Source organism: Tritonibacter scottomollicae (assembly GCF_003003215.1).
GTDB classification, from domain to species: domain Bacteria; phylum Pseudomonadota; class Alphaproteobacteria; order Rhodobacterales; family Rhodobacteraceae; genus Epibacterium; species Epibacterium scottomollicae.
The window spans coordinates 703,374-717,696 of sequence record NZ_PVUF01000001.1; the positions used below are offsets into that span (position 1 = coordinate 703,374).

The 14,323-nt window shown below is 62.9% G+C and carries 13 protein-coding genes; 5 read left to right on the plus strand and 8 right to left on the minus strand.

Features of this window, described 5'->3' with window-relative positions; genetic code table 11:
* Positions 1–104: 104 nt before the first annotated feature.
* The 3 genes from CLV89_RS03325 to CLV89_RS03335 form a co-directional block, all read right to left on the minus strand.
* A complete protein-coding gene (locus CLV89_RS03325) occupies positions 105–1,373 on the minus strand; it encodes an imelysin family protein (RefSeq protein ID WP_106162185.1) in 1,269 nt (422 codons plus the stop codon).
* Between the two features lie 59 nt (positions 1,374–1,432).
* Positions 1,433–1,579 (minus strand): hemin uptake protein HemP, encoded by a 147-nt coding sequence (gene hemP / locus CLV89_RS03330; protein WP_243394926.1) that lies wholly within the window; start codon positions 1,577–1,579, stop codon positions 1,433–1,435.
* A 387-nt stretch (positions 1,580–1,966) separates the two neighbouring features.
* Positions 1,967–2,794 (minus strand): LysR family transcriptional regulator, encoded by an 828-nt coding sequence (locus CLV89_RS03335; RefSeq protein ID WP_106162187.1) that lies wholly within the window; start codon positions 2,792–2,794, stop codon positions 1,967–1,969.
* A 95-nt stretch (positions 2,795–2,889) separates the two neighbouring features.
* Between CLV89_RS03335 and CLV89_RS03340 the strand changes: the two genes are divergently transcribed.
* Positions 2,890–3,789 (plus strand): MBL fold metallo-hydrolase, encoded by a 900-nt coding sequence (locus CLV89_RS03340; RefSeq protein ID WP_106162188.1) that lies wholly within the window; start codon positions 2,890–2,892, stop codon positions 3,787–3,789.
* Positions 3,790–3,876: 87 nt separating this feature from the next.
* On the opposite strand, the gene metG is transcribed toward CLV89_RS03340, so the two are convergent.
* The 3 genes from metG to CLV89_RS03355 all read right to left on the minus strand — a co-directional run bounded on the left by metG (position 3,877) and on the right by CLV89_RS03355 (position 7,718).
* Positions 3,877–5,598 (minus strand): methionine--tRNA ligase, encoded by a 1,722-nt coding sequence (gene metG, locus CLV89_RS03345; protein ID WP_106162333.1) that lies wholly within the window; start codon positions 5,596–5,598, stop codon positions 3,877–3,879.
* Positions 5,599–5,846: 248 nt separating this feature from the next.
* On the minus strand, positions 5,847–7,073 hold the full coding sequence (locus CLV89_RS03350) for an MFS transporter (protein WP_106162334.1): 1,227 nt from the start codon (positions 7,071–7,073) through the stop codon (positions 5,847–5,849).
* Between the two features lie 243 nt (positions 7,074–7,316).
* On the minus strand, positions 7,317–7,718 hold the full coding sequence (locus tag CLV89_RS03355; RefSeq protein WP_106162189.1) for a rhodanese-like domain-containing protein: 402 nt from the start codon (positions 7,716–7,718) through the stop codon (positions 7,317–7,319).
* 176 nt (positions 7,719–7,894) lie between these two features.
* On the opposite strand from CLV89_RS03355, the gene CLV89_RS03360 reads away from it, so the two are divergent.
* Positions 7,895–8,941 (plus strand): aldo/keto reductase, encoded by a 1,047-nt coding sequence (locus CLV89_RS03360; protein ID WP_106162190.1) that lies wholly within the window; start codon positions 7,895–7,897, stop codon positions 8,939–8,941.
* 89 nt (positions 8,942–9,030) lie between these two features.
* Here the strand turns inward: CLV89_RS03360 and CLV89_RS03365 are convergent, their stop codons facing one another.
* Positions 9,031–10,062: a GlxA family transcriptional regulator gene (locus CLV89_RS03365; protein ID WP_106162191.1), complete on the minus strand. Its 1,032-nt coding sequence runs from the start codon at positions 10,060–10,062 to the stop codon at positions 9,031–9,033.
* Between the two features lie 134 nt (positions 10,063–10,196).
* On the opposite strand from CLV89_RS03365, the gene bcoG reads away from it, so the two are divergent.
* From bcoG to CLV89_RS03380, 3 genes are all read left to right on the plus strand, one after another.
* Entirely contained in the window at positions 10,197–11,114 is a 918-nt protein-coding gene (bcoG, locus tag CLV89_RS03370; protein WP_106162192.1) for a 3-dehydrocarnitine:acetyl-CoA trimethylamine transferase BcoG, read from the plus strand.
* An 87-nt stretch (positions 11,115–11,201) separates the two neighbouring features.
* Positions 11,202–11,765, plus strand: a complete 564-nt coding sequence (locus CLV89_RS03375; protein WP_106162193.1) for a lipocalin family protein — start codon at positions 11,202–11,204, stop codon at positions 11,763–11,765.
* A gap of 11 nt (positions 11,766–11,776) precedes the next feature.
* A complete protein-coding gene (locus CLV89_RS03380) occupies positions 11,777–13,252 on the plus strand; it encodes a carnitine 3-dehydrogenase (protein WP_106162194.1) in 1,476 nt (491 codons plus the stop codon).
* A 162-nt stretch (positions 13,253–13,414) separates the two neighbouring features.
* Here CLV89_RS03380 and CLV89_RS03390 read toward each other — a convergent pair whose 3' ends face one another.
* On the minus strand, positions 13,415–14,284 hold the full coding sequence (locus tag CLV89_RS03390; protein WP_106162195.1) for a helix-turn-helix domain-containing protein: 870 nt from the start codon (positions 14,282–14,284) through the stop codon (positions 13,415–13,417).
* Positions 14,285–14,323: the final 39 nt, after the last annotated feature.

Below are 14,323 nucleotides of genomic sequence, written 5' to 3' on the forward strand. Positions count from 1 at the left end.
AATCGTGAAGAGGCGTGTCACCGCGCATGCGAGAGGGTCAAAGCACAACAGGAGCCGGGCGCGGGGCGCGGCTCCTGTTTCGATCTAGATGATCGGTTTACGATTTACTGAAAAACCGCCGTCGGGTTGTCGAGCGAGTCGGATCCTTCGATCGCCACATCGCTCAGGTCCAGCACGGCCACGGCACGTTCGATCGAACGGGTCTGGTCCACCAGCGCATCGACGCCACCCATGACCAGTGCTTCGCCCGCTTCACTGCCTTGCGCCAGCATCTGGTCGTAGGAGAAGCCAGCCTCGGCAGCCGTCTTGATGCGGCCCAGCTTCATCATGGTGGTGGAGAGCTTGCCGGTCAGTTCTGCGTTCAGCTCTGCGTCAGCCGCTTCGACCAGATCGGCCAGCGCCGGACCGGACACAACTTCGCCGTTCACCCGCACATATTCGCCAAGGTAGACGTTCTGGATGCCCAGACCATCATAGTAGTGGCTGTTGTGGGTGTTGTCGGAGAAGCAGTCGTGCTCTTCCTCGGGATCGTTCAGCATCAGGCCAAGGCGCATCCGCTCGCCCGCCTGTTCGCCGTAGGACAGCGAGCCCATGCCGGTCAGGATGGTGGTGATGCCTGCATTCTCGTCCGAAAGTACGGTTTCGCGCGCTTCGCCGTCTTCGGCCCATTGTGCGGTGATCCACTCAAGATCGGACACCAGCAGGTCGGTTGCGGCCTTCAGGTAGGCGCCACGGCGGTCACAATTGCCGTTGGTGCAGTCGTCACCGGCGGCATAGTCGGTCCAGGCGCGGTCGCCAGCGCCATGCTCGGTACCGTTCAGATCCTGACCCCAGAGCAGGAATTCGATGGCGTGGTAGCCAGTGGCCACATTCGCTTCGACACCGTCGGCCTCATGCAGGGTTTCGCCAAGCAGTTCCGGCGTGATGTCAGAGGCATCAATGGCCTTGCCAGAAAGGCTGAACTCGGGGTTCGCAATCACGTTCAGTGCGGCTGCGGCGTTCTCGTCGGTGGCACCGCCGTAAGAGGCATCCACATAGTCGATCAGCCCTTCGTCCAGCGGCCACGCGTTCACTTTGCCTTCCCAGTCGTCCACGATGGCGTTGCCAAAACGATAGACTTCGGTCTGCTGGTAGGGGACGCGCGCCGCCAGCCAGGCGTGTTTCGCGGCCTCGAGGTTTTCTGCAGACGGCTCGGCAACCAGCGCATCAACCGCAGCTTGAAGGGCCTTGGCGGTGATCAGGCTGTCTTCATACTTGGCTTCGGCGATATTGGCATAGTTGGTCAGAACCTCAGCCTTGGAAGCGGCGAAAGCAGCCGTTGTGCCTGCGGTCAAAGCCAGAAGGGCGGCACCGGTGAGAAGCGGCGTTTTCATGAATGGGATCCTCGTTGGACGGAAGTGAGTTGTCGGCGCAAAATGGGCCGGGGTGAATATTATTTGGTCAGGATCAGCTTGCCCGCGCGGGTGATGCGCAGGGAATAGATCTGACCGTTCAGAAGAATGCGCGCCTGTACACCGCCGCGGGTCAGGTCCTCGGCGTGGTAGGTCGGGTAGGTTTCAGGCTGTGCGGCGGCTGCCATGTCTGCTTGGGAAATCGGTTTCAAGTTACTCATCGGGCAAGCCTCTGTTTCTGTTCCGCCGTGTCGAACAGCCATTCAAGGCAGAAAACCTGCGCAGGGAGGGCGTCAGAAAGGACGTCGGACCACAGCTCTGGCAGCGGCAGTCGATCTGCTTCGTGGTCGGTATGCGACGGAATGTGGCCAGGTAGATTCAACATGTGCGGGACGCAGTGTTCGGGTTGTCGGCTGGCCTGTGTCAGGAACAGGTTGGCTGGATTGGCTTATTCCTGATTTATTTGGTCAGATATGTCAATCTGATAATTTTGCTAAGGAAAAGGAAAGCCGGCGTCCGCAAGCCGGGTGTCCAACCGAGGAGAACGGATGCATTTTGACGCGCATGACCGACGGCTAGGCAACAGCAGCGGAAAACGCCTCGATCAGCGCATCCATCACCAGACGCACCCGTTGCGGCACGTGGCGCCGGTCCTGATACACGAGGTAGAGGCCCAGCTGGGCCTCGACACCTGCGGGCGGTGGCCCGAGGTCCAGTGCGCCGGTTTTGCCGTCCTCTTCACAGAGTGACAGCGGCAAACACGCCCGCGCCATGCCAGCCAACGCCAGATGGCGGGCAAGGCTAAACGATTCGCAATAGGCCCGTCCGGCACGGCGCGGCATTGGCAGGTGGCGGCTGAGTGGGCCGAGCACCGGCAGAGTCTCGTCCTGCAACCGCCCCGGCGGCGCAACCAGACGCACGGGCATTTGCGACAGCAGCCGCGCAATCAAATTGGCGCTGCCCGGCCGGTTGCCCCGCAGTGCGATATCAACGCCATCCTGCACAAAATCGGTAGGGCGATCCTCTACCGTGATGTCGATGTGAATGTTTGGGTGACGGTCCAGAACCCGCGCGGTCACCTGCGCCAGCCGGTCCATGGGCAGGGCGGTGGGCACGGACAGGCGCACCGGGCCGCTGGCGCTCTGGGTGGATGATACCAGCGCGCGGGCGGTTTCGATTTCCGACAGGGCGAGGCGACACCGGTCGAGGAACAGCGCGCCCTCTGCAGTGAGCGCGGTGCTGCGGGTGGTGCGGTCCAGAAGCCGCACGCCGAGGCTCTGCTCCAGCGCGCGGATGCGGCTGGTGACGGTGGAAGGGGGCAGTCCGAGCCGCCGGGCCGCCGCCGCAAAGCTCAACTGGGTCGCCACTTCGGCAAAAGTCTCGATGTTCTGAAGATCATTCATTGCGCGATAATCTCGTTTAAGCTGTCCGATATTATTCCGATTATTCGCTCAAGTGCGAGGAGGTATGTGCAGATCATCAGATTTTGGAGGACCAGATGAACAGACGTACACTTCTAAAAACCTCTGCTGCTGCGGCCATGGCGACCGGACTGCTGCCTGCCACGGTGCGCGGCGCGGCCCCGTTGATCTCGGTGCGGTGGCTGGGCGGCGCGATGATGGAGATCGACGCGGCGGGCCTGCGTATCCTGACCGATCCCTGCTTGGGCGAGGGGGTGGCGGCTTTTGTCATGGGCGATCCGAACGAGATGTTTGACCTGACCAAAGGGCCCAACATCAAGTCCCATGCGCGGCTGACGCCCTTTCCGGGGCTGGCGCGGCAAACCTATGATCTGGTGTTGCTGAGCCATGCCCATGAGGACCACTTTGACCAGAAGGCGCAGGCCTGGCTGGATCGGAGCCTGCCGCTGCTGGCGCCCGAACATGACACGGCCGCACTGCGTGACAAGGGCTTTGCCGCGCAGGCCCTGCGCCATGGCAGCACCCGGCACTTCAACGCGCCTGATGGTGAGGTCCGGGTGACCGCGCTGCCAGCCATCCATTCGCAGAACCCGCAGGTCGCGGATATGCTGGGTCTGGGCAATGGCTACATGATCGAGGTGCGCCGGTCTGGCCGCGTGCAGAGGATCTACTGGGCGGGCGATACCTTCCTGGTCGATCCGGTCGCACAGGCCCTGTCGCAGCAGGAGACCCCGGATCTGTTCATCCCCCATATCGGCGCGGTTGGCGGCACCGGCGCGCTGGGGCAGCTGTCCCTGGATGGTGGGCAGGCGATGGAATTTGCCGCGCAGGTCGGCGCGAAGGCGATGCTGCCGGTGCATCACTCCACCTATGCGCTCTATCAGGAGGGGCCGGAGGTGCTGCAGGCGCACCATGCAGCAGCGGGCCCGCACTGGAGCCTGCTCATGCCCGGTGAAGGTGCGACGGTCACGCTCTGAGCGTCGCTCCGGCCCGGCGTGGCGTGATCCCTGAAACGAAAAAGACCGCCCCAATGGGCGGTCTTTGTATGTCTTCGATCCGGTTGATCAGTCCTTGCGGACCCCGGCAAAGCGGTCCTGCCACTCTTCGCGCTGCTCGTCGGTGATCTTGGCAAAGAGCACCTCTGGCACGGTGAAGGCGTGGCCTTCGGGCAGGGCCGCCAGCGCGGCGGCGACGTCCTCGGGCCAGCTGCGATCCTCGGTGCCGAGGGCTGCAAACAGGCGGTCAGAGGCTTCGGGAATGAAGGGCGCCGACAGCACAGCATAAAGACGGATCAGGTTGAGGCCGAGACGCACCTGCGCGGCGGCGCGCTCGGGATCGGTCTTGAACATCGACCAAGGCGCGGCGGACTGCAGGTATTCGTTGCCCGCGACCCAGATCGCGCGCAATTCCTGCGCCGATTTGCGCACTTCCATCGCTTCCATGTGGCGCTCATAGGCGCCGATGCGGGTGGTCAGCTCGTCGATCAGCGCCTGTTCCTGCTCGCCCCATGCGCCGCCTGCGGGCACCTCTTCGCCAAACTTGGACCGGCAGAATTTGGTGATGCGCGAGACGAAGTTGCCCAGAACATCGGCCAGATCCTTGTTCACCGATTGCTGGAAGTTTTCCCAGGTGAATTCGGAATCAGAGCTTTCGGGCGCATGGCTCAGCAGCCACCAGCGCCAATAGTCCGCCGGCAACAGCTCCAGCGCCTGATCCATGAACACGCCGCGTCCCTGCGAGGTGGAGAACTGGCCGCCGTCATAGTTCAGGTAGTTGAAGGACTTCAGGTGGTCGACCATCTTCCACGGCTCGCCGGAGCCGAGAATGGTCGCCGGGAAGGACAGCGTATGGAAGGGGACGTTGTCCTTGCCCATGAACTGGACGTATTTCACATCCTCCGCGCCCTTGTCCGTGCGCCACCAGCGCTGCCATGCGTCGTCGCCCAGACCCTTGGCCTCGGCCCATTCGCCGGCGGCTGCGATATATTCGATCGGCGCGTCGAACCAAACGTAAAAGACCTTGCCCTCCATGCCCGGCCAGTCCTGATCGCCGTTTTTCACCGGCACGCCCCAGTCGAGGTCACGGGTGATGCCACGGTCCTGCAGGCCGTCGCCGTCATGCAGCCATTTCTTGGCGATCGAGGTGGTCAGGATCGGCCAGTCTTTCTTGCTGTCAATCCATTGGTCGAGCTGGTCGCGCATCGCCGACTGGCGCAGGAACAGGTGCTTGGTCTCGCGCACTTCCAGATCGGTGGAGCCGGATATTGCCGAGCGCGGATTGATCAGGTCGGTTGGGTCCAGCTGCTTGGTGCATTCCTCGCATTGGTCGCCGCGCGCTTTCTCAAAGCCACAGTTGGGGCAGGTGCCCTCGATGTAGCGATCTGGCAGGAAGCGGCCATCGGTGTTGGAATAGACCTGTTTTTCAGACACTTCGGTAATCAGCCCGGCCTCGGCCAGCTTGCCCGCGAAATGCTGGGTCAGCGCGTGGTTCTGCGGGCTGGAGGAGCGCCCGTAGTGGTCAAACGACAGGCCAAAGCGGTTGGCGATGTCGGTCTGTACCGCGTGCATTTCGGCGCAATACTCCGCCACCGGCTTTTCCGCCTTGGCGGCAGCCAGTTCGGCGGGGGTGCCATGTTCGTCGGTGGCACAGAGGAACATAACCTCATGGCCGCGACCCCGGTTGTAGCGGGCATAGAGATCCGCCGGCAGTTGGCTTCCCACAAGGTTGCCAAGGTGCTTGATCCCATTGATATAGGGCAGTGCAGAGGTGATCAGAATTCGGGCCATATCGTCCATCCACGTCGCTTGTCTGGCCGTCCGTCTATCCCATGCGGCATTGTACGAAAACCCCATGTTATGAGGCGATGTGAAGAAAGCGTTGAATCTGCCGCAAGTTGGGGCGGCGCTCTGGCATCGCGGCCCGCCGCACGCGCGGGATCAACACCCGAGACATGCCCGCATATTCCTGGGAGCTACGAGACATCGCAACAGGCACACGCGGCCCCTGTTGGCGGCGTACATGCGTGACGGCGCGGCTATTGCCGTCCTTCGCGGGCGCGCTTCAGCATCTTGCCGATGGTGAAAGAGGTGCGCGGCGCATAGACATAACGGGTGCGTTCCTCGGGCGCGGCGCGGGCGCGCATCCGTGCCAGACCAAAGGCGATCAAGCCCGCATGCCCCACTGCAACAAAGGCAAACAGCGCTCCGGGGCCGAAGGCTTCGATCAGCGCCGAGGCAACCAGCGGCGCGGCAATGGCGCCAGTGGCGTAGAAAAACATCAAGGCCGCCGACAGCTCCACCCGCTCCTCCGAGGTGGCAAAGTCATTGGCGTGCGCGGCAGAGACCGAGAAGATCGGCACGGTCGTCAGGCCAAACAGCATGGCCGACAGCATGATGGCCCCGGTGCCGCCGCTGCTGGCCGGTAGGGTGATGGCGCAGGAGATGATCGATACCCCCGACAGCCAAATCAGGACCCAGCGCCGGTCGAATTTATCCGCGAGCCAGCCCATCGGATATTGTGCCAGCGCGCCGCCCAGAACAAAGGCGGCCAGGAAAAATGCGATCTGGTCCACCGCGAGCCCGACCTCCTGGCCATAGATCGGCCCAACCATGCGGAAGGAGGCACCGCTGAGCGCGGCGACAAGCACCCCGGCCACACCAAGCGGAGAACACCGCCAGGCCAGGCGCGGCCGCAAGCGCGCAGCCGCGGGCATCTTGGGCTGGCTGGCGCGGGTCATCATCAGCGGCAGCAATGTTGCACAGCACAGGATCGCCAGCAGATTGTAGGACACATAATGCGCCGGAGGCAGCACGGCGATCAGCAGCTGCGCGGCAAGCGAAGCGCCGGTATCGGCAATCCGGTAGAGGCCTGAGGTCCGGCCGCGGTTCTCATTGGTGACCTTGGCGTTGATCCAGGCCTCGATCACCGTGTAGCAGCCCGCCACACAGAGGCCGGAGGCGATGCGCATGGCTGCCCAGGCATAGGGGTTTTCGGTCAGCGTATGCGCCAGCAACCCCATCGCGCCCAATGCGGTGCAGACCGCAAAGGCACGCGAATGGCCGACCCGGCCCATCAGCCGCGGCGTCCACCAGCAACCGATAAAAAATCCAAGGAAATGCGCCGAGCCCAAAAGGCCGATCTGGCGGTTGTCAAACCCCAGCGCAGCGCCGGACAATGCGTCCAGCGGGCCAACCCCGCCCGTAGAGAGCTGCAGCAGGATGACGGACAGGAAGAGGGCGGCGAAGGATAGGATCGTGCGCATGACAGACCCGACCATAGGGGCCTGTCCCGCGGCTGCAGTTGTGTTTTCGACAGCGACTGTCGTTTTTCTTGCAATGTGGCCGATGCGGCGCGGTTTTGTCCGACGTCTGGATGCCCGACAGCCGAAGACTGGGTGTGACTTGCGGGTGTTTAAGGCAGGCTGTCATGCCGCCGATCACAGGGCATCGGCCTTCATGACGGCGGGAAAACCGCATTCCTTACAGGATCTAAGGGCGCGCCGGGTCTACCAGTGATAGGGCGTCATCGGGCCCTGTGCGTCCATCCAGGCGTCAAGACCGAGCCGCAGACAGAGCACGTTCTGCAACCCCATGTCGGCGGCGATGCGGGTGCTCAGCGCCGAGCGCCAGCCATTGTCGCAATAGAAGATGAACACCGCCTCTCGGGAGAAAACATCGCGGGCAAAGGGGCTGTCCTGATCAAGCCAGAATTCCAACAGGCCGCGCGGGCAGGAATGTGCGCCCGGGATTACGCCGGTCTTCTCCAGCTCGCGAAAAACCCGAAGATCGATGAACTCGGCATTCTTGCTGTCGTGCATCGCCAGGGCGTCCTCGACCGACACAAAGGAAATATCCGCCTCTGCTTCGGCCACGAGATCCTGGTAGCTCTTGGTGGAAATAAACGTCATCAGTGTCCTCCTATGGTTCGGGAGTTGCCTAGACAGTATACCACTGCGTACAATCTTGAGGTGTCAAAATCCTAAGCGATGGTTAACGACAGGCGTCCTCTCGGGCATGCAGTTGCTTGCATTGCCGTCTGGTCCGACTAGGGTCCGCACCGAACAGGACTGCAGGAGACCATGCAATGAAGATGAACCAGCTTGGCCGTACAGAGATGAAGGTATCGGAGCTGTGCCTCGGAACCATGACGTATGGGACCCAGACCGAGGAAGCGGATGCCCATGCCCAGATCGACATGGCGCTGGCGGCGGGGATCAATTTCCTCGACACCGCAGAGATGTATCCGGTGAACCCGATCCGGCTGGAGACGCTGGGCCGCAGTGAGGAGATCCTCGGCACTTGGAATGAAAAGACCGGGCGGCGGGGTGACTATATCCTGGCCACCAAACATTCGGGCGAAGGTTCGGTCGCGCGCGACGGGGCGCCGATCACGGCACAGACCATCGGGGCAACGGTCGAGGCGTCCTTGAGGCGGTTGAAGACCGACTATATCGATCTCTACCAGTTCCACTGGCCCAACCGCGGCAGCTATATGTTCCGCAAGAACTGGACCTACGACCCGACCGTCTCAAGCTATGATCGCGCACAGGTCATTGCGGATATGGAAGACTGCCTTGGCGCGCTGCAAGCGCAGGTGGACAAGGGTAATATCCGCGCCTTTGGCCTCTCGAACGAAAGCGCCTGGGGCACGGCGCAATGGCTGCGGCTGGCGGAACAGGGTAAAGGGCCGCGCGTGGCGTCGATCCAGAACGAATACTCGCTGTTGTGCCGCCTCTATGACACTGATCTGGCAGAGCTGAGCCATTACGAGGATGTGGGGCTGTTGTCCTTCTCTCCCTTGGCGGCGGGTTATCTGACCGGGAAATATCAGGGCGGCGCGGTGCCTGCAGGCTCTCGCAAGTCGATCAACGAGACCATGGGGGGGCGTCAGTCCGACCGGGTCGAGGCGGCGGTTGCGGCCTATCTTCGGATAGCGGCAGATCACGGGCTGGACCCGGTACATATGGCGCTGGCCTGGTGCCGGAGGCGGCCGTTCATGGCGTCCGTGATCTTTGGCGCGACCGATCTGGATCAGCTGGCACATATTCTGGAGGGGGCGGATCTGGAGCTGAGCGCGGAGGTGCTGGAGGCGATCGATTTGGCGCATCGCGCGCATCCGATGCCGTATTGAGCGAGGGGAGGGGGCGCTGCCCCCTCTTGCCCCTTTGGGGGCAATTCACCCCCGAGATATTTTTGAAAAGATGAAGAGCGGGGGAGGCTCTAGTTGGTGCTGTGGCTGGCGTGGCTGTTGGCCTGCATCACGGGATAACCTGCAAAGGCTGTCTCGGTTCCGCTTTGACGTAGCTCTCGCGCTGACAGACCATGGGCGGTGCGGAAGGCGCGCGCGAAGGTGGATTGCGAGGTGAAGCCGGTGGCCACCGCGATCTCCATCAGGGGCAGGTTGGTGTCGGTGACCAGTCGGCGGGCCTCGGCCAGACGCAATTGCAGGTAGTGGTCCTGCGGCGTCGTGTTCAGGCGCAGGCGGAATTGCTGCTGCAGGCTGCGCGGGCTGGTGCCCAGCACCTCGGCGATTTCCGCCAGGGGTTTGGGATCATCCAGCGCCGATTCCATGATCGCATTGGCCTTGGCGGTGAGCGCATTGTGCTTGTGATGGCCCAGACGGCTCTGGCTGCGCTGGGGCGAGGCGATGCCGTCATAGAGGAACAGGCCTGCCACGCGAGATGCAAAGCCGTGGCCGTGGCGGGCGCTGATGATATGCAGCATCATCTCGATCGCCGGCGTGGCCCCACCGGAGGTCAGCCGTGCATCCGAGACGGTGAAGCGATCCGTGCGGCAGTGGATGTCGGGAAAGCGGGCGGAGAAATTCTCCAGGTCTTCCCAATGGGTGGTGGCTGCGTGGCCATCCAGCAATCCGGCCTCTGCCAGCAACCATGGCCCGCCGTCGATCCCTGCGATGGTGGCGCCGGTGCCGGCAATGCGGCGCAGACCGGCCAGCAGGCTCGGGGTGGCGTGGCGGGCCAGCTGGAACCCGGCCACGACGATGAGCAGATCGCAGCCATCGAGCCGCGCCAGCGGCGTTGTCGGCACCGTGAGGCCCGAGGTCAGCATCGGTGGCTCGGATGTGGCGCTGATGTAGTCCCAATCGAAGGCCGCGCGTCCGGCCAGCCGATTGGCCGCGCGCATCGGGTCAACCGCGGCGGCAAAGGAGAGCGTATTGCACTCGTCCATCACCAGAACGGCGGTCTTGAGCGGGCGGTTCTCCGGCTGGAGTATGTTTTTTGCGGATTTCATCAACTTCGATTCGCTTAAGGTAAACTCTTGCGGCCAAGGCTGAGCGAGAGTCAGGATCAGCGCAAATTGGAATCCGGGGAGAAGCCTGGGGATAACCCGTGGCACAACCCTGTACATCAGAGGGAAAATCAAAAATGCCGCTTTCGATGAACCGCGAGGTCTTTATCACCTGCGCCGTGACCGGCTCCGGAGGCACCCAGGATCGCAGCCCGCATGTGCCCCGCTCGCCGAAAGAAATCGCCGACAGCGCCATCGCTGCGGCCAAGGCCGGGGCGGCGATCGTGCATTGCCATGTGCGCGATCCTGAAACCGGCGCGCCCTCGCGCGACCTTGGACTCTATCGCGAGGTCACCGACCGGATCCGCGACAGCGACACCGATGTGGTACTGAACCTCACCGCCGGAATGGGCGGCGATATCACCTTTGGCGGCGTCGAGAAGCCGCTGCCGGTCAAGGCCGAGGGCACCGACATGATTGGTGCCACCGAAAGGGTGGCCCATGTGGCCGAGTGCCTGCCGGAGATCTGCACGCTGGATTGCGGCACCATGAACTTTGCCGAGGCCGACTATGTGATGACCAACACGCCCGGCATGTTGCAGGCGATGGGCAAGATGATGACGGATCTGGGCGTGAAGCCGGAGATCGAGGCCTTTGACACCGGCCACCTTTGGTATGCCAAGCAGCTGGTGAAGGATGGCGTCCTTGAGGCGAACGCGCTGGTGCAGCTCTGCATGGGGGTGCCGTGGGGCGCGCCGAATGACCTCAACACCTTTATGGCGATGGTCAACAATGTACCCGACGACTGGAACTGGTCGGCGTTCTCCCTGGGGCGCGATCAGATGGCCTATGTGGCCGCCTCGGTGCTGGCGGGCGGCAATGTGCGGGTCGGGCTGGAGGACAATCTCTACCTCGACAAGGGCGTGCTGGCGGAGAACTGGCAGCTGGTGGAGCGTGCTGGCACCATCATCTCCAACCTCGGTGCGCGGGTGATCACCCCGGCAGAGGTGCGTACGCGGCTTGGTCTGACCAAACAGGCGCCTGTGGCGAAGTAAGCAGCGACGACATGGGAACTCTCTCCGGGGCATGGGCGTTTCGGTCTTGATACCAAACTCAAACCCAGATCCCCGGAGGTCCCGTTCATGAACATCCGTCATCAGATCCGCACCCTGCTTGCCACTGCCTGTTGCCTGACTGTCGTCAGCACCGCAGCGGTGGCGGATGGATATCGCGACACGTCCGTCGTGATGACTGTGGAAGAAGACCTTGACCTCTCGCAGTACTTGGGCACCTGGTATGAGATTGCCCGTTTCCCCAACAACTTCGAGATGGGGTGCGAGGGCGTCACCGCGCAGTACTCTGCGCGCGACGATGACCGGATCGACGTGGTGAACCGCTGTTACCGAGAAGGGCTCAATGGTCCGCTTGATACGGCAGAAGGGGTCGCCCGCGTCGCGGGACCGGGACGGCTGGAGGTGAACTTCGTGTCCTGGCTCCGGCTGTTGCCCTTCACCTGGGGCGACTACTGGGTGCTGGATGTGGATGCGGAGTATGAGGTCGCCGTGGTTGGAACTCCGAACGGCAAGCAGGGCTGGATTCTGGCCCGCGCGCCCGAGATCAGCGCAGACAAACTGACCGAGGCGAAATCGGTCCTGCGCAAGAATGGCTATGACATTGGCGCCCTTGAAATGGTGCCGCAGAACTAAGGACCAACGGAATGACAAAAACGGCTGCAATCATTGGCGGTGGTGTGATCGGCGGCGGCTGGGCCGCGCGCTTCTTGCTGAACGGCTGGGACGTGCGGGTCTTTGATCCCGACCCGGAGGCCGCGCGCAAGATCGCGGAGGTGATGGACAACGCGCGCCGCGCTTTGCCGGGTTTGGGCAATGTCGCCCTGCCGGCTGAGGGTGCGATGACGTTTCACGACACCATCGAGGCAGCCGTTCAGGGCGTCGACTGGGTGCAGGAAAGCGTGCCGGAGCGGCTTGACCTGAAGCAGAAGGTATATGGCGAATTGCAGGCGCATGTTCCGCTGGATGCGGTGATCGGGTCGTCGACCTCCGGCTACAAGCCGTCTCAGCTGCAGGAGGGGTTCACCAACGCCGCGCAGATCGTCGTCGCGCATCCCTTCAACCCGGTCTACCTGATGCCGCTGGTTGAGGTGGTCACCACCGAGGCGAACAGCCCGGAGATTATCGCCAAGGCCAAGGAGATCGTCAGCGCCATCGGCATGTATTCTTTGCACCTGAAGAAGGAAATCGACGCCCATGTGGCAGATCGCTTCCTCGAGGCGGTCTGGCGCGAGGCGCTCTGGCTGGTCAAGGACGGTATCGCCACCACCGAGGAGATCGACAACGCCATCCGCTATGGCTTTGGCATCCGCTGGGCGCAGATGGGCCTGTTTGAGACCTACCGGGTTGCGGGCGGCGAAGCGGGGATGAAGCATTTCCTGGAACAGTTCGGCCCCTGTCTCAGTTGGCCCTGGACCAAGCTGATGAATGTGCCGGAATACAACGACGAGCTGGTGGACCTCATCGCCGGTCAGTCCGATGCGCAGTCCGGCCATCACTCGATCCGTGAGCTGGAGCGCATCCGCGACGACAACCTCGTGGGGATGATGCGCGCATTGGGCGCCAATGACTGGGGCGCGGGTGCCCTGCAGAACGCTCATGACAGCGCGCGCATGCAGGCGGCGGGGCTGGCCCGCAGCATCGACGACGTGGCAGATATCACCCAGCCGATCCTGACCCAGAGCCGCACGGTGCCGCTCGACTGGACCGACTACAACGGCCACATGACCGAGAGCCGCTATCTCGACGCCTTTGCTCAGGCCACCGACCGGCTGATGGAGATCATCGGCTGCGACGCCGAGTATATCGCCTCGGGCGGCAGCTATTTCACTGCCGAGACCCACATCCGCCATATCGACGAGGTGCACGCGGGCCATCCCATTCAGGTCAGAACGCAGGTCATCATGGGCGCAGACAAGAAGATGCACATCTGGCACGAGATGTTCGAGGGCGACCGCCTGCTGGCGACCGGGGAGCATATGCTGTTGCACGTGGACCTCAAGACCCGTCGCTCCGCACCGCCCGCCGCGCATATCGAGGCCAATCTGGTCAGGATTGCGGCGGCGCATGCGGCCTTGCCCGCGCCCGACGGGCTGGGCCGCGCCATCGGCGCGCCGCGCTAATACGTGTTTTTGTGACTGCAGGCGCGTCCGGGATCGGGCGCGCCATTGCGGCGGGCCCTGCTGCCACCGGGGCCGAGGTCTGGGTGACGGATGCCGATGCCGCGAGTGGCATGCCCGGCTGAGGGCTGCATAGCCCGGCCAACAGGACGATAAGGCGCGCGCTTAGGTCTTTTCGTCTATTTGTGCCCGCAATGCGCCCACCCGGCGTGGCATCTGCCGCGCGGTGATCGACGCCTCGCGCACCAGCCGATCAAAATGGCCGGTGTAGGTCTCCACCCGCTCTCGGTCGCGAAACGCCATGTAATGGCTGCCGGCGTAGAAGACACAAAGCAACGGGCCAAAGATGGTCAGCGGCGAGGAGTACAGCCGCTTGGCATCATAGAGATAAATCCGCAAACGCGGATAGAGCTGCGTCGTCAATTGCTCCAGATGCTCCAGCTGTTCGATCCGTATCTCGGCAGAGAGACCCTCGTAGTATCCTACCCCTTTGGCAAAACTGTCGATTTCATAGATCGGCATCGCGATCTCATAGTCGGAGCCCGCCTGCCGCATCCATGTCAGCCGATCCTGCGAGGCGCCGATCGCCTGATCTGCGGTGCGGCCCAGATGCGGCGCGTATTCCCATTCCAGCACCGCGCGGGTCTTCAGCATGTCGGGCAGGGTCGCGGGCACATGGCGGATCTTGTAGCCTGCCGCCTCGCGGTGCCACTCGTAGATGCGTTCATCCACCAGCGCCCGGGGCGCTTCGGTCATCGACATCGAAGAGGCCAGCAGCTCGGCCGCACTCTCGGGCCGATCCGATAGGCTCAACAGCCAGTCCGCCGACACGCCAAGGGCCGTCGCGCAGGCGCCGACCACATGGGCGTTGGGCAATCGCGCGCCCGCATCTGTCAGCAGCTGCGAAATAGTGGAGCGATCCACATCAGTGGCCCGGGCCAATGCGCTCTGACTGAGATTGCTCTCCCGCAGGGCGCGGTTCAGGCGCTCTCGGAACTGTGCGGCACGCAAACGTTTGTCGATATTTTCTCTCATGTGGTGACATATATCACCGTTGATGGATTTTGTTAATCA

What these genes read in the sequence shown, in the direction of transcription:
- CLV89_RS03360 (WP_106162190.1), top strand. Translation starts at nt 7,895, where the DNA reads ATGAAGATGAACCAGCTTGGCCGTACAGAGATGAAGGTATCGGAGCTG.
- CLV89_RS03390 (WP_106162195.1), bottom strand. Translation starts at nt 14,284, where the DNA reads ATGAGAGAAAATATCGACAAACGTTTGCGTGCCGCACAGTTCCGAGAG.
- CLV89_RS03375 (WP_106162193.1), top strand. Translation starts at nt 11,202, where the DNA reads ATGAACATCCGTCATCAGATCCGCACCCTGCTTGCCACTGCCTGTTGC.
- bcoG (WP_106162192.1), top strand. Translation starts at nt 10,197, where the DNA reads ATGCCGCTTTCGATGAACCGCGAGGTCTTTATCACCTGCGCCGTGACC.
- CLV89_RS03380 (WP_106162194.1), top strand. Translation starts at nt 11,777, where the DNA reads ATGACAAAAACGGCTGCAATCATTGGCGGTGGTGTGATCGGCGGCGGC.
- CLV89_RS03325 (WP_106162185.1), bottom strand. Translation starts at nt 1,373, where the DNA reads ATGAAAACGCCGCTTCTCACCGGTGCCGCCCTTCTGGCTTTGACCGCA.
- CLV89_RS03365 (WP_106162191.1), bottom strand. Translation starts at nt 10,062, where the DNA reads ATGAAATCCGCAAAAAACATACTCCAGCCGGAGAACCGCCCGCTCAAG.
- CLV89_RS03340 (WP_106162188.1), top strand. Translation starts at nt 2,890, where the DNA reads ATGAACAGACGTACACTTCTAAAAACCTCTGCTGCTGCGGCCATGGCG.
- hemP (WP_243394926.1), bottom strand. Translation starts at nt 1,579, where the DNA reads ATGGCAGCCGCCGCACAGCCTGAAACCTACCCGACCTACCACGCCGAG.
- CLV89_RS03335 (WP_106162187.1), bottom strand. Translation starts at nt 2,794, where the DNA reads ATGAATGATCTTCAGAACATCGAGACTTTTGCCGAAGTGGCGACCCAG.
- CLV89_RS03355 (WP_106162189.1), bottom strand. Translation starts at nt 7,718, where the DNA reads ATGACGTTTATTTCCACCAAGAGCTACCAGGATCTCGTGGCCGAAGCA.
- metG (WP_106162333.1), bottom strand. Translation starts at nt 5,598, where the DNA reads ATGGCCCGAATTCTGATCACCTCTGCACTGCCCTATATCAATGGGATC.
- CLV89_RS03350 (WP_106162334.1), bottom strand. Translation starts at nt 7,073, where the DNA reads ATGCGCACGATCCTATCCTTCGCCGCCCTCTTCCTGTCCGTCATCCTG.